We start from the raw sequence: 22,531 nt of genomic DNA on the forward strand, positions 1-22,531 counted from the left end.
ACCATCAGGTTTGACCCTAACAACAATAGCCTGATATTAGCTCACCCTGAGTTGAGCCGATCGCCATAAATCTAACTCCAGATATATTTCTTGCGTTTCACCAAAGTTTATAGTTTGGCAAACTACCGTTTTATGCGCTCTGCTATCTCAACTTTATTGATCCATCCATATACATTGGTATGAGCTACGCCTCCCAGTATGCATCCACTTCGCGCCGCTCCCTGGAAAACTACTATATTCAATTGGAGCAGGAGCTAGCCCAGTTGAAGCAGCGGTTAGACGCTTACGAAGCTCAGGTGACTGACGATTTACCGTATTTTTGGACATTCGATCAAGCCTCTGAATCGCTGGCCCTGCTTGACCTGGAGGGCAGGCTGCTGAAGGCAAACCGGGCAATGCTGGATTTGATGAGAATTTCGGCGGTGGATGGGCAACAGCTTCCTGTATGGCAACTGCCTGGATGGTCGGATTCAGGTGAATTAGCCCAACGGTTGAGGTGGGGAGTGGCTTGTGCTGCGTCGGGGCAGTGGGTGGAACAGGAGCTTCAGGTTGATGCACGGATGTCTGGTCAATTCGATGATCAGCCCGACGATCCGTCCAATGGTTCAGCCAACCGTCTGGCTCCTAATCATCTGCTCACGATCGACTTTTGCTTAAAGCCACTCCACAACCAGAACGGTGAGATCGTCTATTTGTTAATGGAAAGCAAAAATGTTACCAAACGTAAGCACATCCAGGCTGAAGTTCAACAGCTCACCGTAGAATTAAAGCAACAAATTGCTGATCAAGCGGTTCAACTCGAAATTTCAAGCCGTCAAAGGGACGAAGCATTGCTGAACGAACAACAGGCACGCCAGCAGGCAGACTTTGCCCAGGAGCAGATCCAGCTATACGCCAATGTTTTTGAAAACTTGCCAGTTGGTCTGAGCATCTGGCATTTGGATGATCCGACGGACTCCCTGTCGCTGCGGTTAATTGCCACTAATCCAGCCGCAACCCAGCTTTCTGGCATTCCTCTGCAAGACTACATCGGGCAGACGATCGGTGCATGTTTCCCTGTGGCATTGGGGAAACGCTCTGACCTGGATCTATACGCGGCTGTCGCCCTGTCGGGGCAAGCGATCGACAAGCATGAGGTGGTTTACCAGAATCCGCAGACGGGCAAAGTGTTTTTCCACATGAAGGTTTTTCCTTTGCCCAATCAAACCATCGGCATTGTGTTCGAGAACATTACGGAACGCAAGCAGGAGCAGCAGGCCCTTCAGTCCAGCGAACGACGTTATGCTGCCCTGGCCAAGGTTTCTCCAGTGGGAATTTTTCGCTGTGATGCGCAGGGAATTTGCCGATACGTCAACGATCGCTGGTGTCAGATGGCGGGTTTGTCGCCAGAGGCGGCTATGGGAGCAGGTTGGCTCAGTGCCATTCATCCAGACGATCGATCGCGCACCTGGGAAGAATGGCAGCAGGCAACACGGGGCGATCGCACCTTTCGTTCAGAATATCGATTTCTCCGAGCGGATGGCAGCATCACCTGGGTCATGGGGCAAGCTGCACCCGAAACCACCGATCAGGGGGAGGTTCTTGGTTTTGTCGGTGGCGTGATGGACATCACGAACTTAAAGTCAGCTGAGGCGGCTCTCCTGGAAAGTGAACATCGTTATGCCACCCTGGCCCAAACTTCCCCAGTGGGCATATTTCGTTGCGACCTGGAGGGCAACTGTCTCTATGTGAATCAACGCTGGAGTGAAATTACTGGCATCAGCTACCAGCAGGCTTTAGGGAATGGTTGGGAAGCCTCCGTCCATCCCGATGACTATGAGCGGGTGCAATTTGAGGGAAAACAGGCCGCAGCCCAGGGCACATCGTTCCGCAGCGAGTTTCGGTTCCAACGCCCCGATGGAACGATCCGCTGGGTTTTTGGCCAGGCCGTTCTGGAAACTGGGATTTATGATGAGCCGATCGGATTTGTCGGAACCCTGACGGATATTACCGATCGCAAAGTGGCAGAAATGGCTTTACAGGAGAGTGAAGAGCGGTTTCGGGTCACGTTCGATCGGGCGGGCGTGGGAATTGCCCATGTGGGCTTGGATGGTCACTGGTTGCAGGTGAACGATCGACTGTGTGAAATTGTGGGGTATAGCCGCGAGGAACTACTGCAAACCACTTTCCAGGCGATTACCTATCCCGATGATTTAGAGCTTGACCTGAAGTACGTCAACCAGTTGCTGGCCGGTGAAATCCCGACCTACTCAATGGAGAAGCGCTACATTTGCAAAAATGGGATGCCTACCTGGATTAACTTGACCGTGGTTCTGGTGCGAGAGACTTCCCTGGCAGAGGACGGCAGCCTCCATCAGAGCACCCCCAAGTACATGATCTCAATCGTTGAGGATATCGATGCGCGGAAGCAGGCTGAACTTTCCCTCCAGGAACGGGCCCAGGAACTCAGCCAACTCAACACCATCCTGACCCGCACCACGGCACTGCTGGAGGAACGGAATCGGGAACTCGATCGCTTTGCCTATGTCGCCTCCCACGACTTGAAGGCTCCCCTGCGGGCGATCGCCAACCTGTCGGAGTGGATCGAAGAAGACCTGGAGGGGCAACTGCCTGAGGAAAATCAGCAGCAACTCAGCCTACTCCGGACGCGGGTGCATCGGATGGAGGCATTAATCAATGGCTTACTGGAATATTCCCGGGCTGGACGGACTCAAACGACGATTCACACCATCTCCGTCGAGAACTTACTCCATGAGGTGATCGATTCCCTGGATCCACCCAACTCCTTTGAAATTACGGTTCATCCCGAAATGCCGACCCTGACCACCCGGAGTTTGCTCCTGCGGCAGGTATTCGCTAACCTGATCGGTAATGCCATCAAGCACCACGATCGCTCTGATGGTCATATCCAGATCGGGGTAGAGGACAAAGGCTGGCTTTATGAATTCTCTGTGTGCGATGATGGGCCGGGTATTGCCTCAGAACACCACGATCGAGTCTTCGGCATTTTTCAAACGCTGGTGTCCCGTGACGTGAAAGAATCTACCGGAATTGGTTTGTCGATTGTCAAAAAAATTGTGGAAACTGAAGGAGGCAAAATTACACTTGAGTCTGAACCCGGTCAAGGAACCACGTTCCGCTTTACCTGGCTCAAACAGCCCAAGCAAGTTGCAGGTACCTCATAGCAGTTTTGGCAATCGTTAGACAATAATGGGATTCTCTTTGCTCCGAAAAGCACGCAGGCAGTGGCTCCAATTACCCGTTCGTCATCGAGGTGCTGTAGTCGTAGCCATTCCGGCAACGTGCTTACTGATCACCTTCGGAGCCTGGATCTGGTCGCGCCAAACTGCCCTGGTGGCCCAAACCACCACCGATCAGACGAGACAACTGATTGCAGAGTCCACGGAACTGCTGAATGATCTGATCGATGCTGAAACGGCCGTGCGCGGCTATGTCCTGACCCAGCAAGACGATTTTCTGGAACCCTACGAACAGTCGGTGGTTGAAATCCCCCAAACGGAAGCCCGCTTGCAGAACTTATTGCAAGCATACCCGGATGGGCCTGAAACCTTTGAGCGATTTCAGCAGCTCTCCCAGCAGCGGATTAGCACTTTAACTGAAATCCTGACCCTGGTTGAAACCAGCATCGAAACCGGAATTGAGCCGCCTGAAGATGAGATAGAACGCCTGCTGTTTGAAGGCAAGGTGGTTATGGATCAGGTGCGATCGGATATTGCTCAGTTTCAGGATCACCAGCAGGCTGTCCTGGAAAACTATCTCCAGGAGCGGGCACTTCGGCAGGAACGCACCACTATGCTGCTATGGTTAACCCTGGCCGTCAGCCTTTTAGGATCGTTGGCATCTCTGTACCTCTTCCGCAGTCTGGATTATGAACTGGAGAACCGGGAACTGCTGCTGCGAGAAAACAAATCTCTGCTGCAAGCGATCGTCAGCCATGTCATTGATGGCATTGTCACCCTGGATCGAGAGGGCAAGATTGAGATCTTTAACCCCTCTGCCTCCCGAATGTTTGGCTACCAACCCTATGAAGTGATTGGGCGAGAATTAGATTTTTTGCTAGAAGATGAGGGGGGTGTGGTTGACCCAGCAGGCGATTCAGAGATTTTGCCCAACCGCAAGTGGCAGACTAAAGGATTGCGTCGGGTGGGTACGCCCTTTCCGGTTGAAATTTCTGTTAGCGATATGCAGTTAGACGATCGCAGTATTGCCATCATTCGGGACATTACTGAATTTCAGCAGTCGGAAGCCAAGCTGCAAGCCCGGGCCGATGAGCTGGTTCGCTTAACCGCCGTTCTGGCCCAAACTAATGCGACCCTGGAAAGCCGAAACAAGGAACTGGAGCAATTTGCCTACGTCACCTCCCACGACCTCAAGGCCCCGCTGCGAGCGATCGCCAGCCTTTCAGAATGGCTAGAGGAAGACTTGGAAGGCCAGTTGCCAGAAGAGAACACTAAACAATTGCAGCTTTTGCGGGGACGAGTGCTGCGGATGGAAGCCTTAATCAACGGCTTACTTGACTACTCCCGTATCGGCCGCATTCAGACTGCAACCGAGCGAGTAGTGGTGGAGGAATTGCTGCGAGAAATCCTCGATTCCCTGGCTCCCCCAGCGTCCTTCAGGATTGATATTGCCCCCGATATGCCAACGTTGATCACGCGGCGTATGCTACTGCGGCAAGTCTTTGCTAACCTGATTGGCAATGCCATTAAACACAGCGATCGACCCGATGGACACGTTCAAATCTCAGTTCACAGACGAGAAGATGCCTACGAATTTGTTGTCGCCGATGATGGCCCAGGCATTGCTCCCGAATATCATGGGAAGATCTTTGCCATTTTTCAAACCCTGACTGCCCGTGATACTAAGGAAAGCACAGGTATTGGTTTATCCATTGTGAAGAAAATTGTAGAAACGGAAGGTGGAGCAATTTGGGTAGAATCTCAAGAAGGATTAGGAACCGCATTTCACTTCACCTGGCTCAAGCAAGCCCCTGCGGTAGAGTTTCAAAATACGTAGAAAATATCGCTGTTATTAGGTAATCTTATATAGCGATTTCCTACTCGTGGCTGAGGTCACAGCCATTTGGGGCAGCTTAAAATGGTGACCAATGTAACAGATATTTAATTCTCTAGAGAAGCTTGAAAACCACCTGCAATGGACGAAAAGATGATCAATATTTTGCTTGTTGAGGATGATGAAGTCGATGTGATGAATGTCAGGCGGGCATTCAAGAAAAGCAACATTTCTAATCCACTTTTTGTCGCATCCAATGGTTTAGAAGCGCTTGCGATGCTCCGCAGCCAGAAAGAAGGAATGCCGATGGTTCCAGCGAATCGTCGTCTGATCCTGCTGGACTTAAACATGCCTAAGATGGGCGGCATTGAGTTTTTGCACGAATTGCGGGCAGATCCCAACCTCAAAATGACTCCCGTAATTGTCTTAACCACCTCCAATCAAGACCGCGATCGAGTGGAGGCTTATCAACTCAATGTCGCAGGCTACATCCTGAAGCCGGTCACCTTCGCTAATTTTGCGGAAGCTATGTCTACGCTGAATAAATACTGGATGCTGTGTGAGCTACCCTGACCGGGGTTCGTTAAGATGGAAGACTAAGCCAATTTCAGATGTTGCTATGTCTTCTTCCGGTTCCCTTGACGCAATTCATGTTCCAGATGGTAATCCTTTAGCCAGTGATGCGCTGGGTGAACAAATACCGCTGCTTGGGCAGTCCCTTTCTGATCTAACAGATTGGGTGCAGCAGCAGGGGCAACCCGCCTACCGGGGTAAACAGCTTTATCAGTGGCTTTATCAGCAAGGTGCGCGATCGTTCGCTGACATTTCCGTTTTCCCCAAGCCGTGGCGGAAACAACTGGCAGAGTTTCCCATTGGGCGATCGACGCTTCACTATCGCGCTGCGGCCGCCGACGGCACGGTCAAATATCTGCTCCGCCTCACCGACGGTCAAATCATTGAAACGGTTGGTATTCCCACTTTTTCCCGCACTCTCCCCTCTTCCCGCTCCCCTTCCCACTCCCCCCTTCCCTCCCTCGATCGCCTCACTGTCTGCGTTTCCTCTCAGGTGGGCTGTCCAATGGGCTGTGATTTCTGCGCGACTGGCAAGGGAGGATACCTGCGTAATCTGGCAATTCACGAAATTGTGGATCAGGTTTTAACCGTACAGGAAGATTTTGGGCAAAGGGTGAGTAATGTTGTGTTTATGGGCATGGGAGAGCCATTGCTGAATCTGGATCAGGTGCTGGGGGCAGTGCGATCGCTCAATCAAGATGTCGGGATTGGGCAACGGCTGATTACCGTCTCAACGGTGGGCATTCCTGGACGAATTCGGCGGTTCGCAGAACACAAACTTCAGGTGACTCTGGCGGTCAGCCTTCACGCTTCCAATCAACCAACCCGCGAACAGTTGATTCCCAGTGCGCGCCAGTATCCTCTGGAAGCCTTACTGGATGAATGTCGTGAATATGTGCAGATCACAGGACGACGGGTGACGTTTGAATACATTCTGCTGGCAGGCTTGAATGATGAACCAGACCATGCAGCGGAACTGGCCCATCATCTGCGCGGTTTTCAGACCCATGTAAATTTGATTCCCTACAACCCGATTCAGGAAGTAGATTATCAACGTCCCGATCGCCATCGGATTCAAACTTTCACTGATATGCTGAAACAGCACAATATTGCTGTCAGCGTTCGCTACTCTAGAGGACTGGATGCCGATGCCGCTTGTGGCCAGTTAAGGGCGAACAAGCTGAAGTCAGGAGATTAAATAACCGGACATTGGGGGCTGCTAGACTGGCTTTAAACTGGTCTTTAATACCAGGGTTTGCATCGAGGGTGCTACTGCTCATTCCGGCAATTCTTATTTCTTTGCCGAAATTTCTTCGGGTCATTCTGTAGCATCCAGTAGTTTGCTATTGATCGTTGCTTTGATCGTTGCTTTGATCTTTGTCATTAGTCGCGTTATTCCCATTCATCTGAGCTTGCAGGGATTTCGAATCAGTCATGAGCTACTGCCTCAACCCCCAGTGCCCCAGCCCCCAAAATCCTCCAGGCATGAATTACTGTCAAACTTGCGGGACATCCCTGCTGCTGCGAGGGCATTACCGTGCAGTGCGTCCTCTGGGTCGGGGAGGGATGGGCAGAACGTTTTTGGCGGTAGATGAAGATACGCCTTCCAAACGTAACTGCGTAATCAAACAGTTTTGCCCTGCTCCCGATATTCTCAACAATCCAGCCGCGTTTCAGAAATCCCTGGAACTCTTTAAGCGAGAAGCCGAAACCCTCGATCGGCTGGGGGATCAATCTCATCAGATTCCTCACCTGCTGGCATATTTGGAGCGAGAACAGCAATTTTATCTGGTTCAGGAATTTATTGACGGGGAGAATTTGCTGGAGCACCTGTCCCACCGAGATGGCTACAGCGAAGCGGAAGTGCGTCAGTTGTTGCAGAGCCTTTTGCCCGTGCTGGATTTTGTCCATCGGCAGGAAGTCATCCATCGGGACATTAAGCCAGAAAACATCATGCGCTGCCAGAATGGCCGGATTGTCTTAATTGACTTCGGCATTTCTAAGCAGTTGGATCAAACCATGTTACGTCCGGGAACCCGTGGGGGCACTCAGGGCTATGCTCCACTGGAGCAACTCGTTTATGGAGCCGCCTATCCATCGAGTGACTTGTACGCCCTGGGAACCACCTGCATCCATTTGCTCACCAAACGGCCTCCCCATGACCTGTTTGATCACTTCAAAAAACAGTGGATTTGGCGCAGTGTCTTGCAAACGCAGGGCAGAACAGTGAGTCCCGCGCTGGGGGAAGTTTTAGACAAACTACTGCAAGAAGATTATCAGCAACGCTATCCTTCGGCAATGGCCGTCATGGCAGCTCTGGAACCCCCTCCCACCATTATTGCTCGATCGCCCGTTGCATCGCCGATTTCGTCTGCTTCTGCTTCTTCCCCTTCTGCTCCTTCCCCTTCTTCTTCCCCTTCCCACTCTGACACTACCGTCAGCCCCCTGGTTTCCCAGCCAACTCGCCCGTCAGGCAGCGGCTCAAAGCAGCTTTTCCGCAATATTGGCATTGGGCTGATTGTCAGCGTCCTGGGGCTGGGAATTGTGCAGATTAGCAACTCTTCTCGTTCAACAGATCCCCGCTTTGAACCGATTGATCCGCTGGTTTCTGCAACGACTCCCTCAGCCAGTCCCCTATCCGTTGCTGCCTTGATTGAGCAGGGGGATCAGTTTAGTCAGGCAGAACAATGGGCAGAGGCGATCGATGCTTACACTCAGGCGATCGAGCTTGACCCCAACAATGCAGATACTTACTACAATCGCGGATTGGCTTACCACAATCAAGGCGATTCGCAAGCGGCTCTAGCTGACTACAGTGAGGCGATCGAGCTTGATCCCAACTATTCCTTTGCCTACAACAATCGTGGCAATATTCACTACGATCAAGGCGATCTCCAGGCGGCGTTAGGGGATTACAATCGGGCGATCGAGACGGACTTCAATAATGCGATCGCTCATTACAATCGTGGTAATGTTTACCGCAATCAGGATAATCTGCAAACTGCAATTTCTAACTATACGCAGGCGATCGAGCTTGACCCAGATTATGCCGATGCCTACTTCGAGCGTGGACTTGCATATCATGACCAACGGAATCTGCCAGCAGCGTTAGCGGATTATACCCAGGTGATTGCACTCGACCCAAACTATACAGTGGCCTACTACAATCGCGGCAATATTCACTACGATCAAGGCAATTTGCCAGCGGCCATCGCAGACTACAACCGGGTGATTGACCTCGATGCAAATTATATCGATGCTTACAACAATCGGGGATTGACCTACCGCAACCAGGGGAATCTGCCAGCGGCTCTGGCGGACTATAACCAGGCGATCGAGCTTGATTCCAACTACGCCCATGCCTATTTCAACCGAGGACTTTTGTTTGAACAGCTAAACCAGCGGCAAAACGCCATTCTGGATCTCCAAAGAGCAGCTTCACTTTACGATCAGCAGGGAGATGCGGACTCTGCCCAGGATGCACTGGCAGAAGTTCAGCGGTTGCAGCAGTGAGCGGGATTAAGTCATGGTTAGTGGCAATTTAGATAGCAATTTAGATGACAATTCAGAAATTTAATCGTTTTATCTGATTTCAGACCAAGGACTTAACCCCAGCTTAGTCCTCCGATAACCTTGTGCCTTTACTATACAGAGCGGACTTTGAGATTACGCGGTGTCCTTAATACATCGCAGGCTTGACATCCGTTGAGCAAGAAACATTGAACACTAAATCCCCGATCTGATGGTGTTTGAGTGATTGGGAGCAGGCTGGCTGGTTTGTAATGGCAAACATTTCAGCCTGATACACCTTCAGGATGACCCATTGGATTGGTGACAGGGTAAGCAACACAAGAGGAGAACTAAACGTGAGTAGCAAACGAAGCCTGCGGCAGAAGTATTCCCAACTTGCCAAAGGAAGCGTTGATCCAAGGAATACAACAACCGATCGTCAGTTCGTACATGGCGATGAGCCAGTCTGCAATCGTTCTAACAACCCCCTTTTTTCATCGATTCTCAGTACGCGCTTGCAGCGTCGTCAGGTGCTTAGAGGAACCCTGGCTGCGGCAGTGACTACCATGTTTGCGGGTCCAGTGTTGGACGGGTTAAAAGCTCGTCCTGCAAATGCAAGTAGTCCGATGCTGGGATTCAAGGCGGTTCCCGTCAGTGAAGCCGATACGATCGTGGTGCCAGAGGGCTACAGTGCCCATGTTCTAACGCCCTGGGGTGAGCCGATTACGGGCAGCTATCCCAGCTACAGCCTCAATAATACGGGAGCTGAGCAGGGCATGCAGGTGGGTCAACACCATGATGGGATGCACTTTTTCCCGATCGAGGGTAACTCGCCCTACGAAGGTAGCTCAGTGGATGGCCTGCTGGTGATGAACCATGAGTATGTGGAACCCCGCTATACCCACGCAGCCGCGATCGGACAGGCACTTGGACGGGACGGCTACCCCGTTAAAGCAGACGGCACCCGTGAAGCGGATCAGGTGCTCAAGGAAATGAACGGTCATGGCGTGAGCATTGTTCGCGTATCGCAGCAATCTGACGGTCGTTGGAGCGTTGTCCAGGATCGGCTGAATCGTCGCGTGACGGCCCTGACCCCGATGGACATTCAAGGCCCCGTGCGGGGATCGGATCTGGTCAAAACCAAGTATAGTCCGGATGGAACCAGAACCCGTGGAACCATCAACAACTGCGCCCACGGGGTCACCCCCTGGAACACCTATCTGGCCGCAGAAGAAAACTGGGCAGGTTACTTCCGCAATGGTGATGAAACCATCCCTCGTGAACATGAGCGGTACGGGGTGAGTACCGAAGACTCTCGTTACGGCTGGGATCTAGCAGATAGCGGAGCAGATGAGTACATTCGCTTTAATGCCTCTACTCAGGCCGCGAGCGCGACGGAAGACTATCGCAATGAGCCGAACACCTTTGGCTGGGTGGTCGAAATTGATCCGTTCAACCCCAACAGCACGCCTGTCAAACACACGTACCTCGGACGGTTTGCCCATGAGGGTGTGGTGTTCCAACCCCCCGTGGAAGGACAGCCGATCGTCTGCTACTCTGGCGATGATGCGCGGTTTGAGTACATCTACAAATATGTCTCGACTCAACCCTATTCCCAGGCAACGGCAAGCGGTGCGTTGTTGGATGACGGAACGCTCTATGTTGCACGGTTCAACGAAGATGGTTCAGGGGATTGGATCGCGCTGACGTTTGGTGAGAACGGCCTGACTCCGGAGAACGGCTTCCAGGATCAAGCAGATGTGTTGGTCAATACTCGTGCAGCGGCGGATTTTGTTGGGGCAACCAAGATGGATCGTCCCGAATGGGGGGCAGTCGATCCGAATACTGGCGCAGTTTACTTCACGCTGACGAACAACACGAACCGCGAGTTAGAACAGGTGGATGCGGCTAACCCACGACCTGAAAACCGCTGGGGACAGATCATTCGCTGGAACGAGGTTGGTGGTAATCCAACGAGCGCATCCTTTGAGTGGGATCTGTTTGTACTGGCTGGCCCAGAAGACGATAGCCGTAAACTGTCCGGTCGCACCCTCAATGAAGAAAATATCTTCTGCTGTCCTGATGGATTGTGGTTTGATGCCAGCAGTCGCCTGTGGATTCAGACTGACATGGGCGAAGGCGACATGAACAAGGGCGATTTTGTGCAGTTTGGTAATAACCAGATGTTGGCAGCTGACCCAAACACAGGTGAAATCCTCCGTTTCTTGACAGGGCCGATCGGTCAAGAAATCACAGGTGTGGTCACTACGCCGGATCAGCGCACAATGTTCATCAACGTTCAGCACCCTGGCGCGACTACAACCGATGAAGCGTTTGCCGCAGGTGACATTAACTCACGCTGGCCCGATCAAGATTCATCTATCTATCCGCGATCGGCCACTGTAGTGATCACCAAAGATGATGGCGGCATCATTGGAACCTGAGTTCGATCGCTGATTTCAGTTCCACAGGTGATTCCAGAGCGGTTCTGAATCCTGTGATCTGGATACTGTGATTTAGATACTGTGATCTGAATACTGTGAATATAATGGCAGGAGTTTCATCGCTCTTGCCGTTTTTTCTTGACCGCTCCATCAGACTTCATCAGAAAGCAATCAAAATCATGCAGCATCACCCCTGGGACGCACCAGACTATATTCAACTCAACGGTCAGTTTGTCACCCTGAAGCCGCTTGTGCCCGAAAGAGATGTCGATGCCCTCTATGCCGCATCCCATGGTACACCTGAAAAAGAGGCGATCTGGAACTATATGCTGTATGGCCCGTTTGAGACTGCCTCTGCCATGCAGACCTGGATGGAAACCGACATGGTGGGCAAATCAGATCCCCTACCCTGGACGGTGTTTGACAACTCAAGTCAGTCTCCGGTGGGGATTGTGGCTTTACTGGCGATCGTCCCGAATCATGGTCGGGCAGAAATTGGTCATGTCTGGTTTGTTCCAGCGGTTCATAAAACGAAGGTCAATACCGAATCCCAGTTTCTCTTACTTCAGCATTTGTTTGACCACCATTCTTACCGCCGAGTGCAATGGAAATGCGATGCCATGAACCATGCCAGCCGGACTGCTGCAACGAGAATGGGATTCTTGCATGAAGGACGGTTTCGCCAACATATGTTCGTTCGCGGTCGCAATCGGGACACAGATTGGTTTGCAATGACAACGAAAGAATGGGAAACCTGTAGGGCAAATTTTCAGAAGTGGCTTTACTCTGGTGAATCCCTCTCATTGATGCAACTGAATAATGGTTAATTTAACCGCCAGGGAATGAGGTAAAAGATGCTGACCGAACTGCCAACCGATCGCTACATTCAAATTGATGACATCAATACTCGCTACTGGGCATTGGGTGAGCAAGGCTCGCCTGTGCTGCTGATTCATGGGCAGGCGGGAGCGATCGACTACTGGTACAAAAACGTCTTTGCCCTGGCACAACAGCATCGGGTCTACGCCCTGGATTGGGTCGGCTCAGGTCGGTCTGACAAACCTCAGAAAACTTACACGATCGATGATATTAGCCAGTTTATTCTTCACTTTATGGATGCAGTCGGCTTATCCCGTGCATCTTTAATTGCAGGCTCGATCGGCGGTGCGATCGCCCTCAAAATTGCCCTGGCGGAACCTGGACGGGTGGATAAGCTGGTGTTGATTGGATCGGGGGGCTTGGGTAAAGAAGTGGCATTTCCGGCCAGACTGACTTCCCTGCCGATCGTGGGTGAACTGCTTAATCATCCCAGTCCGGGTGCAGCGAAGTTTATGGTGCAGCAATGTCTTTATGAGCCTGCTCCTTATCTAAACGACAGCGAATTTATGGATCTGGTATTGCGGAATATGGCATCAGACATTTTGCAGTTTCAAACCCGGACGTTTCGGACGATGGGTAACTTCTTTGGCATCAAGCCAGATTTTTTACGAACTATTAGCGATCGTCTGTCTGAGATTCAGTCCCCCACGCTAATCCTGTGGGGAAAACAGGATCGTGCCTTTCCCATCCGTCATGCGGAAGTGGCTCTGAAGGGAATTCCGAATGCCAAACTCCAGATATTTGACCCGTGTGGTCATTTGCCGTATCTGGAATGTGCGGAGGAGTTTAACCGTTCCGTGCTGGAGTTTCTGGGTAGTTAGTCAGATCACCGGATCGATCGGGTTAAAGACAATCTCGTACCATCTAAGATTTTCGCCAATTTGCGGTCTGTAATCCAGAAATTCGCTCAAATTCCCGTTGGTTTGCTGTAACCATAATCAAGTGATGTTGAAGTGCAGTAGCTGCAATCAGGACATCGTAAGCACCGATGGGTTGCCCTTGAGATTTGAGAGCAGCACGGATTTGAGCAGCCTGTTGAGCTTCTACAGCGCCGAATGGCAGAATAGTGACAGAAGATAGAATGCTGGCGATCGTAGGTTCAATCTTGAGGGCACGTTGCGGATTCAGTGCCAAGCCATAGTGTAATTCCATGACTGTAATTGCTGAGATCGCAATCTCATCCGGTGGGGTTTGCTTGAATCTGACTGTCGTTCCGACTTCACCTTTGATGAAGTCGCTGATGACGCAGGTATCGAGGAGATAACGCATCAAAATAGCTCCGGTTCACGGGGCGGCAGAAGTTCGTCACGGTAGGATTCAAATGCAGGAAAGTCAGGGTTGCCCGTGTAGGACAAAATAGCTTCTGACCATTGAGCAGTGGGAACATGGGGCGTTTGAATTGTCTGACGTAAGGCTTGCAAAATCAGGGTTTGCAGTGGAACGTTAGATTGGGCTGCCTGGCGCAGCAGGTCTTGTTCTAAATCTGGTGGTAGGTCGATCGTGATTTGCATGGCTCTATTTCTCTGAAGGTTATCTAATCGGTCTGCTGCGTAGAATCCTGCTGAACTTGAGGAGAAAAAATACGATTGAACCATTGTCTAAATTCTTCGTTAAATGCGCCGCTGACCATCATGCCAGCTAAAATTCCGATCACAGCAAGCCAGTTTCTCCAATTAATTCCTTTTTTGGTATCGGAACTAGCAAGGGTCACATTGCTGTTAGTTACACCACTTGTGCCAACTGGAGCATTGATCGGTGAATTTGGTGAATTTGATACGGTAATTTTATTTTCGATTTTTGGTTCATCTTCCATTTTCTTGGTTCTCTTATCTATTTCACCAATTTGCTTAGACAAATCTGAATTTGAAGGTTCTTGGCTGATTACAAGCTGAAGGAATTCTTCTGGTTTTAGCGGTTGCCAGGTTTGACGACGCATATTCGCTTTGGCTTCAATCAACGTTTTCCCAAGCCAGGAGATATCCGGCAATTCTTGGATAAGACGTTGGATTTCAGCACATGCTTCTGGAGTTCCTCGTTCCCTCAACTGTAATAAAGCACTATCTCTCAGGCTTGCGATACCGTCTCTAGCTGTTACAGAATAAGCCATCACTTCATTGCTATGGTCAGGATCTTCGTCGTAGGGGTAGTGATGTACTAGCCAAATATACAAGTCAGCCAATTGTACTTCAGTTAGATTTAGCTGAATTCCATGTGAGAAGCGATAGGCAACTGATTCTAGGATTTCACGTCCAAATGATGAATCTTGTTGAATAAATGTCCAAATAAAAGCCCAATCAGATGGATTTGAATTTTCAACCAGTATTCTAGCAGCAAGCAGAGCCTTTTCACGCTCAGCCTCAGCAGATGGTAGTGGAAAATAAATTAGGTCTTTTGCAAACTTTCCAGCCTCGGAAAATTCCTGCTTTAAGAGTTCTTCAAGTAGCTGCCCAACACATTTAGGTTTAAGTACAGGATCTTTAGCCTTATCTAACAAAGCTAGCTTCAGTTGATCGTCCCAACATTTTTTGAGGCGATCGATCACAAACAGGTAGATATGCTCTTGATTTTCTTTGTCAATAAGCGTTTCTAGCGTCTTGATAAATTCTTGGGAAGCATTTAGATAAGCGCACTTAACTAATTCCAAATAGCAATCTTTGTGTTGATTACTACTGGGGACAGCAATAATAACAGGTGCCCAAACCTCCCATATTTCCGGAGAAAGACTTCCTAAGAAATATGGGCTTTCTTGCAAAAGAAGTAGGAAAGCCCTACAGCCTGCTAATGCAGGTCGATCGAAAGCGTTTGTCCCTATCCACTCATGAGATATATTGTTTTGTTGCTGAATGTATTTCTTCGCGCCTTCAATGATTCTTCTTTGAGTAATTTCGTCTACCTCTTGCCATCCGGGAAGTTGAGTTAAATCTAACTCAAACTCATCACCATAATATTGGCTCTCAGGCTTCAAAGTCATTTCCATGTTCAGTCGCCACCAAGCGGACAAATCCCCAAGCTCTAACTCATCTAAGCATTGAAGTACTCTTTTCTTGGGCGGTGGCTCTAAAAGAGAATTATGTTGTCGAGTATAGCTTTGCCAAGCCTGATCCTGCCAATAATTAGTATAAACCTTAACCGCTCTAGCTGAATTCAAGTCTATTGTCTTAGTCCAATATGAGAATTCATCACATAGAATCCAATTTATTTGACTATCTTCGAGAATCGCTTTTGCTTCCTCAGGCATAGATTCCGGATGCCGAAACAGTCTTCTGATTAAATTAGCCCAGATTTTTTGTTCTTGTTCAGAATCACATTCTCTGATGTGACTAAGCATCCATAATATGTCTTCTCGTATTAAAATGCTTTTATCCAGAGAGTTAAGCAATAAATGCGAATTTTCTTCAACTTTTGAAATTATTAAAACTGTCTTTTCAACTAACCTATGCCGCTTTTGACTGTTGTGCAAAAGTGACGCTATAAATTCTTGTTCTAATTTGCCGTCATTAGTAATAATTTTTTGATGTTTCTTCCACTGCATTAGAGCTAATTTAATAAATCCTTCTGCTATTCCGGGTAAATCAAGGTTTTCCCATGCTTTGAAGAGAATAGCATCTCCGAGTTGCTCAAAAGGATGCCCAAAGCGTCTAACACCTTGGGAAGCAAGCCAGTTTAGAGCAACTACCAAATCACGAGGCTGAAGCTGTGGAAGCATTTTATAATCAAGAAACATTTGATAGCTCCCAAAAAACATTCTTCTCTTGGGTGGAGTCAGGTTTTGAAACAATTCTTCGGCTGTCAGATACTCCGGCCAAAGTGCTTGAAACACGTAGCCTTTAAGCCGATCGTCTTTATCTTCTGGCAGTTGTTTTGTCACAAGACGCTTTAACTTTAATCTTGTAGCTTTATCACCAACTGCACAAATTGCTTTGGCTGCGTTCGCTCTCAAATAAATTGATTGTGTTGAGTCACGAGCGAGTTCCGTCAACTCATCTTGAAGCTCAGAAACTTCACAAGCTCTGGCAATGTCAATCGCCAGATTCCGTGCATCATCCTGTTTACTAGGATTACAGATATAAGGACGTAATTGCTCAACTAACCCAGGATGCTTGAGTTTCTCGTAGTAGCGATAGTTCTTTCTATCTCGATCAAACAGTTTTCCTTCTTCGTACTGTGTCAACAAGTTCTCTACAATTGCGGCTCGAACACCAGCATCAGTTGGCACATCAGATTGTAAAAGAACATCTGGATCAGTTTTGATGATCGTCTGAAGAACATCTTCTAATCTCATGCTGGCTAACCATGCAGCCGTCTCATGAAGTTGAGGGATTAACTTATGATCTGGATCTTCGGATGAAAAGATTAATTTTTTTATCTGTGCTAGAGGTATTTTGTGCTGTGTTAAATACCAGGCAGCTAAAAATTCAGCATAGGTTTGATGTGCCCATCCCATGCGATGTAATCCACGGGACGAGAACAAACCAGTATCTAAAACTTCTTTAACTGCTTCCTTAGTAATCTCGAATTCCCTTCCATTTGCTTTTTCGTAACTGAAACATAACCTCTGAAGAAGGACATCTCCATCGGGTACATCCCCCTGAACAATACCAGTCCACACAGCAAATTGATTAGTAAAGATCGTAATAGCTGCAATTCGAGCCGCAATGATTAAACGTTGAGCAATATCTAGGTTGCCCACACGATTTGAAGCTTGGCGACTTTTACTCACTTCCTCACAGAGAAGTTTGCAACCTTCAAGATAAAGTTCATGAAGTTTTTGATCGGCAGGAAATTGACCATGATAGCTATGGTATGTATTCAGCAAAAACTTTAGAGTAATTGGTTTGATCGCCAGCGGCACAACATCTTTCTGGTTAATTTCCTTTAGAAGATCATCAGAAGAAAGACCTTCGACTTTCGCAGCTTCAATAACGTCTACACGACGAAGCGGAGCTAGTTCATAAATTGCAAAGTTAGATTTTTCCCAAAGCTCCTTCAATCCTTCTTCTAAGATTGCTGGAAATACAAATGTTCGACATGCTAAACGGATATGAAGTCGATCAATGTGATTTTGGTATTTTGGTCTCCTAAGCTCATCAATTAAACCTGTCGCCAACATTGGGACACTCAAAAGCCCCTCGTCAAGGCTATCTAGAAACAAATAGAGGTGATAGCTACCCTTTAACCAATCAGTAAAAGTTTCATCTTTAAACAAATCCTCTTTCAGATGGGTGCAGGATCGGAGATTCAGTTCTAGGACTTGACTGGAAGCGCAAATTTTCTTTTCTGTAAAGATTTTCAGGTTTTCTAGTTCACGAGATTTGCCGATACCGGGTTCACCTAACAAAACCAGGCATGGAACATCAGCGATCGCCTCTAGGCTCACTAGTTCTGGATTGTGCGCCTTGCCCCATTCTGTGTCTGGATCATCCAGATAGCCACCATCAGCTAGGTGAATACTACCTGACCGAGGGCACCAAAACCGTTTCCAGCCATAGTCCTTGTTCGACATACTCAGCAGCGATGAAGGCAAAACTCTTTCTCAAGGATAGCCTCCCCTACAGGGTTTGATGCTCATACCTGCTGACTTAAAGGATGGGTTTGCTAAGTCGCTTCTGATGAGTGCATTCCAGTAGATACGCCTTAAAACAGTTCAACCGACAGTCCAAGCAAGTTGGCAACCGTCTGAGCTTCTGAGTCAGCTCACCGGATCGATCGGATCAAACACAATTTCATACTGTAAAGTCGGATTCAGTCGTTTCAAGGCTTGCAAATGCGCCTCTGCATCATTGCGCTTACGAAACCTTGCCACCACCGATGGTCTACGACCTGCCGGAGGCAATCGCTGCATCTGGGGCAACAGCAGGATAATACACCAGGGAGAGAGCCGATTTCGATAGGTCATGATTACCTGCTCCCTACTAATAAACGCGCAGGACGATCGACCGCCATACCAAGCGGCTGCGGGACTGATATCATGGTTCTACTTCCTTGAATGGAAAAATCTGCCCATCGCTCTCAAGTTTTCAGGCTGACGGAGCGATCGGTCTTAGTGATGTAATTACCCAGTGTCGAGATCTCGATATTTGTGGGTAATGACTATTAAAAATCGAGATCTCGATATTGTCAAGACCAGGATGAATTGTGTTTAGGTTGCGGATCAAAGAACTTGCGGCTCAACGAGGATGGACACTGAAGCAAGTTGCTGAACAATCTGGACTTCCTTACAGTACTGTTGCTACCTATGCCAATTCACCGGGAATGGTGATGGTTAATTTGATTTCAGTTCTCAAAATTTCACGGGTGTTTGATGTCACAGTTGAGGATCTGGTCGAGGTCTTGGAGGAGTAGGGGCGATCGGCATTCTTTCCTACAGTTAATTTGATACTGGAGTTTAGACTAATTGGGAAAGAAAAGCAGCCAAACCCGACGGTTTGGCTGCTTAATGGTCATGTTGCATCAATAATGATTGACCATGACTAATTTTGACCGCTTGAGGGCGTTTCGACATAAATCCTACATGCTGATTGGCAACGGCAAGGATGCTCTCTTCGACCTGATGGATGCCGTGCTAGTGAGCCGCAGTGTGTACTCCTTTGCCGAACTGTCGGTTGCCCCTGTCTTTCGACGCCAATGGCCGAGTTTGTATGAAGCCCTACAGGATAGCAACCCGCCTCGACTGGAGTGGATGGGGTTGTACCTGGAGCAAATGCCCCAGGACGAACGGGTTGTCTTAGCGGGAGACCACACGGCATGGTCAAGGTTACAGGCACAAACCCTGCGAGAACGGACGTATGAACATCAAGCAACTCCGATGAGTGGAGCCAAACCGGTGACGTTGGGACAAGGATATAGTACGATTGCGTGGATTCCAGAGGAGCAGGGCAGTTGGGCATTACCGTTGCTGCATGAACGCATCACTAGCGCAGAGAGCCCCATTAGCAAGGCAATAGTGCAATTGCGTCAGGTGTGTGAGCAGTTCCAGGTTCGTCCCTTATCTTTGTGGGATGCCGAATATGGCTGTGCCCCATTCCTCAATGGTACGGCGGATATTGCTTGTGACAAGTTGATTCGGTTGCGTTCCAATCGAGTACTGTATGGACCACCGCCTGTTTATAGCGGAACGGGTCGTCCTCGGCAGTATGGGGAGAAGTTCAAACTTAACGATGCCACCACCTGGTGGTCATCTGATGCCGAACTCCAGGTAGAAGAGTCCCGGTGGGGACGATTACACGTGCGGATGTGGTCATCAATGCGACTGCGACGCGTTGCCAACCAGACGATCTGGTTAATTCAACTGCAACGCCTCCATGACTCTGCCCTCCACCCCGCCAAACCTTTGTGGCTAATTTGGGTGGGACAAGCACCACCCGACTTAGAGACGGTGTGGCAACAGTATTTCCGTCGCTTTGCCATTGACCACTGGTATCGCTTCGCTAAGCAACGATTGCACTGGACGTTACCCCAGTTGGCAACGCCCGAACAATCCGAACGCTGGAGCGATCTGATGCCCTTGCTCACCTGGCAGTTGTGGTTGGCTCGTTGCCACGTCCAGGACTCCCCCCTGCCCTGGCAAAAGTCATCTGCTAAGCTATCTCCGGGACGAACCGCAAATGCCTTTGCCTCTGTTTTAGCGTTGATTGGCACACCTGCCCCCCCGCCCAAACCACGCGGAAAGTCACCGGGGTGGACTCCAGGGCAACCCCGTTCCCGCCGTATTCGCTATCCAACGGTCAAAAAGCGCTTCACCAGACCCAAGAAGGTGGCGAACAAGACCGCTTAACCACTAAATTTTTCCCAATCTTCAGTCTCGCTCAATCCAGATAAGGGGGTTGGGCTATTTCTGCTGTGATTAGTCTAAACTCCAGTTGATAGCTGAAGACCCATTTAATCTTCCTCAATAGCACCTTGCATCAAGACCTCACGGGGGTCGATCGCCGTAATTTCAGCGAATCGCTTGAAGTCATCAGTATTGAACGTGAGCAGGTGAGTAATCTGATGGGTGAGCATAGCCGCCACCAAACGGGTATCGTGCGCCTGCTTACCCATTACTTGATGCTGCACAACCAATCTCTCCCATTCAACCATTAGTCTTGGAGTATCAGGTTGAAGCGTGAAAATACCCTTCAATTCCGTTAGTTCTGCGATCGCCTGGGATAAGGACAAGCCCAAGCCATTGACACCCACAGGTCGAGTGGCGACTGCCCAAAATTCAATGAGATTTTGTAAGGTGATGCAAAGCTCTTTGCCCTGTGTTAAAAGCACCTCAATCGCATTGACAGCCGCATCATTCATCGGATGAGCTTCTTCAACGCTTCGTAGCAATACATTGGTGTCAACCAAGTACCTCATCGCTGCTGATCTTCTCGTTCACGGTAAATGCTTTCGCGACTAATCGCTTCATCCGAAAGTGGCGGTGCTTGAGTTGAATGACTCCTCGCCCAATTGACAAACTTTTCTGCCCGTTCTTTCGGTGAGAGAACAAATGAGGATGATGTTTCAGATGCATCTGAAGCCGCAAGCAAGGTGTCAATCGTTGCTTTTAATAATTCTTCTACTGATATGCCCCGGACTTCAGCTTGAGCGATCAGCCGGGCTTCAACATCTGGGGGAAGTTCAAGCGTAATGCTCATTTTGATGATCCTCCAACCTAATCTGATTTGATTGTATGCCAGGAATAACAAACGCTGGAGCGTCTGGATCAGATCGCCGGATCGATCGGGTCAAACACAATCTCATACTGCAAAGTTGGATTCAGTCGCTTCAATGCCTGTAAATGGGCCTCTGCATCATTGCGCTTACGAAACCTTGCTACCACCGATGGTCTACGACCTGCCGGAGGCAATCGCTGCATCTGAGGCAACAGCAGGATAATACACCAGGAAGAGAGGCGATCTCGATAGGTCATCTTCCCCTCCCTACTAATAAACGCGCAGGACGATCGACCGCCATCCCAGGCGGCTGCAAGACTGATATCATGGTTCTACTTCCTTGAATGGAAAAATCTGACCATCGCTCTCAAGTGTTTAGGCTGAGAGGGCGATCGATTTTAGTGTTCGTTAATCGCTTATTGTTGCATACGCATCATGGGCGTATTAAGGATTATCTGATGCATACGCAACATTGTCAACTGCAAAATGGGTTACGTCCGGCTGCGAATTAAAGAACTGGCTGAGGCAAGGGGTTGGACGCTCAAAGATGTCGCCGATCGTGCCGGAGTGAATTACAACACAGTCAGAAGTTATGTGCAGCGGGGCGAACTCAATACCGTTGATCTGAGTGCGGTTTTTAAGATTGCTCGTGCTTTTGATGTCACAGTCGAGGATCTGGTCGAGGTCTTGGAGGAGTAGGGGCGCTCGTTATCCAATGAGTAGGAGTTAGACTAAACCTAGATAGGTCGAATTCCCCATCATTGGTGATTACTTGGTGTTTGAGTATGGCAAACCAAACCTCAGCTTTTCAGCAAGCGATCGATGCAGTAGAGGCGCTCTCTTTAGCAGATCAGGAAATGCTGTTAGATATTTTGCAAAAGCGACTAGCATACCATCGGCAAAAGGTATTACTTCAAGAAATCGCTGAAGTGCGTCAGGAATATGTTCAGGGAAATGTCCAGTTTGGAACTGTTGCCGATTTCCTGGCGGAGTTGGATGATTGAAAGCGATTGGATGGACACCCAAATCTCTGCGTGCCTTTAAGCGGATGATTCGCCGTAATCCTCAACTGCGTCCATTGATTGAACAGACACTCACGCAACTTGCAGAAGATCCCTTTCATCCCAGTCTGCGAACCCACAAACTCACGGGAGAGTTGTCCGGCATCTGGTCTTGTTCGATCGATTACAAACTTCGCATTTTGTTTGAGTTGGTGCAAAGTCCGGAGGGAGAAGAGGCGATTTTATTGCTAAATCTGGGTTCTCACGATGAGGTTTACTAACATTTACGAAACCTTGCTACCACCGATGGTCTACGACCTGCCGGAGGCAATCGCTGCATCTGGGGCAACAGCAGGATAATACACCAGGAAGAGAGGCGATCTCGGTAGGTCATCTTCCCCTCCCTACTAATAAACGCGCAGGACGATCGACCGCCATCCCAGGCGGC

General features: G+C 49.2%; 20 protein-coding genes. 13 read left to right on the forward strand and 7 right to left on the reverse strand.

The features are described 5' to 3' along the window. Positions 1-179: 179 nt before the first annotated feature. From ACM1PF_RS22585 to ACM1PF_RS22620, 8 genes are all read left to right on the forward strand, one after another. On the forward strand, positions 180-3,185 hold the full coding sequence (locus tag ACM1PF_RS22585; protein WP_416667160.1) for a PAS domain S-box protein: 3,006 nt from the start codon (positions 180-182) through the stop codon (positions 3,183-3,185). A 37-nt stretch (positions 3,186-3,222) separates the two neighbouring features. After that, the gene (locus ACM1PF_RS22590; RefSeq protein WP_416667162.1) at positions 3,223-5,037 is read left to right on the forward strand and encodes a sensor histidine kinase; all 1,815 of its coding nucleotides are present in this window, start codon (positions 3,223-3,225) and stop codon (positions 5,035-5,037) included. A 138-nt stretch (positions 5,038-5,175) separates the two neighbouring features. Next, positions 5,176-5,607, forward strand: coding sequence for a response regulator (locus ACM1PF_RS22595; RefSeq protein WP_416667165.1), 432 nt, complete (start codon positions 5,176-5,178; stop codon positions 5,605-5,607). Positions 5,608-5,653: 46 nt separating this feature from the next. Beyond that, a complete protein-coding gene (gene rlmN, locus ACM1PF_RS22600; protein WP_416667167.1) occupies positions 5,654-6,805 on the forward strand; it encodes a 23S rRNA (adenine(2503)-C(2))-methyltransferase RlmN in 1,152 nt (383 codons plus the stop codon). A 236-nt stretch (positions 6,806-7,041) separates the two neighbouring features. Further along, positions 7,042-9,120, forward strand: a complete 2,079-nt coding sequence (locus ACM1PF_RS22605; protein ID WP_416667170.1) for a tetratricopeptide repeat protein — start codon at positions 7,042-7,044, stop codon at positions 9,118-9,120. Positions 9,121-9,473: 353 nt separating this feature from the next. Then, positions 9,474-11,561, forward strand: a complete 2,088-nt coding sequence (locus tag ACM1PF_RS22610) for a PhoX family protein (protein WP_416667172.1) — start codon at positions 9,474-9,476, stop codon at positions 11,559-11,561. Positions 11,562-11,740: 179 nt separating this feature from the next. Beyond that, positions 11,741-12,388: a GNAT family N-acetyltransferase gene (locus tag ACM1PF_RS22615; protein ID WP_416667175.1), complete on the forward strand. Its 648-nt coding sequence runs from the start codon at positions 11,741-11,743 to the stop codon at positions 12,386-12,388. Between the two features lie 27 nt (positions 12,389-12,415). Then, the gene (locus tag ACM1PF_RS22620) at positions 12,416-13,261 is read left to right on the forward strand and encodes an alpha/beta fold hydrolase (RefSeq protein ID WP_416667177.1); all 846 of its coding nucleotides are present in this window, start codon (positions 12,416-12,418) and stop codon (positions 13,259-13,261) included. Positions 13,262-13,304: 43 nt separating this feature from the next. On the opposite strand, the gene ACM1PF_RS22625 is transcribed toward ACM1PF_RS22620, so the two are convergent. The 4 genes from ACM1PF_RS22625 to ACM1PF_RS22640 form a co-directional block, all read right to left on the reverse strand. Beyond that, the gene (locus ACM1PF_RS22625) at positions 13,305-13,709 is read right to left on the reverse strand and encodes a type II toxin-antitoxin system VapC family toxin (RefSeq protein WP_416667180.1); all 405 of its coding nucleotides are present in this window, start codon (positions 13,707-13,709) and stop codon (positions 13,305-13,307) included. Next, positions 13,709-13,951, reverse strand: coding sequence for a hypothetical protein (locus tag ACM1PF_RS22630; protein WP_416667181.1), 243 nt, complete (start codon positions 13,949-13,951; stop codon positions 13,709-13,711). Before ACM1PF_RS22630 ends, ACM1PF_RS22625 begins: the two co-directional genes overlap by 1 nt. 23 nt (positions 13,952-13,974) lie before the next feature. After that, positions 13,975-17,964: an NACHT domain-containing protein gene (locus tag ACM1PF_RS22635; RefSeq protein ID WP_416667183.1), complete on the reverse strand. Its 3,990-nt coding sequence runs from the start codon at positions 17,962-17,964 to the stop codon at positions 13,975-13,977. Between the two features lie 165 nt (positions 17,965-18,129). Then, on the reverse strand, positions 18,130-18,336 hold the full coding sequence (locus ACM1PF_RS22640) for a hypothetical protein (protein WP_416667185.1): 207 nt from the start codon (positions 18,334-18,336) through the stop codon (positions 18,130-18,132). A gap of 248 nt (positions 18,337-18,584) precedes the next feature. Between ACM1PF_RS22640 and ACM1PF_RS22645 the strand changes: the two genes are divergently transcribed. Both ACM1PF_RS22645 and ACM1PF_RS22650 read left to right on the forward strand, forming a co-directional pair. After that, positions 18,585-18,782: a helix-turn-helix domain-containing protein gene (locus ACM1PF_RS22645; protein WP_416676759.1), complete on the forward strand. Its 198-nt coding sequence runs from the start codon at positions 18,585-18,587 to the stop codon at positions 18,780-18,782. 124 nt (positions 18,783-18,906) lie between these two features. Then, entirely contained in the window at positions 18,907-20,214 is a 1,308-nt protein-coding gene (locus tag ACM1PF_RS22650; RefSeq protein WP_416666339.1) for an NF041680 family putative transposase, read from the forward strand. 104 nt (positions 20,215-20,318) lie between these two features. Here the strand turns inward: ACM1PF_RS22650 and ACM1PF_RS22655 are convergent, their stop codons facing one another. The 3 genes from ACM1PF_RS22655 to ACM1PF_RS22665 form a co-directional block, all read right to left on the reverse strand. Beyond that, positions 20,319-20,783 carry a type II toxin-antitoxin system VapC family toxin gene (locus ACM1PF_RS22655; RefSeq protein ID WP_416667188.1) on the reverse strand — a complete coding sequence of 155 codons (465 nt, stop codon included), beginning with the start codon at positions 20,781-20,783 and terminating at the stop codon, positions 20,319-20,321. Further along, positions 20,780-21,064 (reverse strand): hypothetical protein, encoded by a 285-nt coding sequence (locus ACM1PF_RS22660; RefSeq protein ID WP_416667190.1) that lies wholly within the window; start codon positions 21,062-21,064, stop codon positions 20,780-20,782. Before ACM1PF_RS22660 ends, ACM1PF_RS22655 begins: the two co-directional genes overlap by 4 nt. Positions 21,065-21,132: 68 nt before the next feature. Beyond that, a complete protein-coding gene (locus tag ACM1PF_RS22665) occupies positions 21,133-21,339 on the reverse strand; it encodes a hypothetical protein (RefSeq protein ID WP_416667192.1) in 207 nt (68 codons plus the stop codon). A gap of 229 nt (positions 21,340-21,568) precedes the next feature. On the opposite strand from ACM1PF_RS22665, the gene ACM1PF_RS22670 reads away from it, so the two are divergent. The 3 genes from ACM1PF_RS22670 (at position 21,569) to ACM1PF_RS22680 (ending at position 22,364) form a co-directional block, all read left to right on the forward strand. Continuing rightward, positions 21,569-21,781, forward strand: a complete 213-nt coding sequence (locus ACM1PF_RS22670; protein ID WP_416667194.1) for a helix-turn-helix domain-containing protein — start codon at positions 21,569-21,571, stop codon at positions 21,779-21,781. Between the two features lie 86 nt (positions 21,782-21,867). Then, a complete protein-coding gene (locus tag ACM1PF_RS22675) occupies positions 21,868-22,086 on the forward strand; it encodes a hypothetical protein (protein ID WP_416667195.1) in 219 nt (72 codons plus the stop codon). Continuing rightward, entirely contained in the window at positions 22,083-22,364 is a 282-nt protein-coding gene (locus ACM1PF_RS22680) for a type II toxin-antitoxin system RelE/ParE family toxin (RefSeq protein ID WP_416667198.1), read from the forward strand. The genes ACM1PF_RS22675 and ACM1PF_RS22680 overlap by 4 nt, the downstream gene beginning before the upstream one ends. Positions 22,365-22,531 lie beyond the last annotated feature (167 nt).

It is taken from the genome of Egbenema bharatensis FJBBOT/2019, from assembly GCF_048077055.1.
Taxonomy (GTDB): domain Bacteria; phylum Cyanobacteriota; class Cyanobacteriia; order Elainellales; family Elainellaceae; genus Egbenema; species Egbenema bharatensis.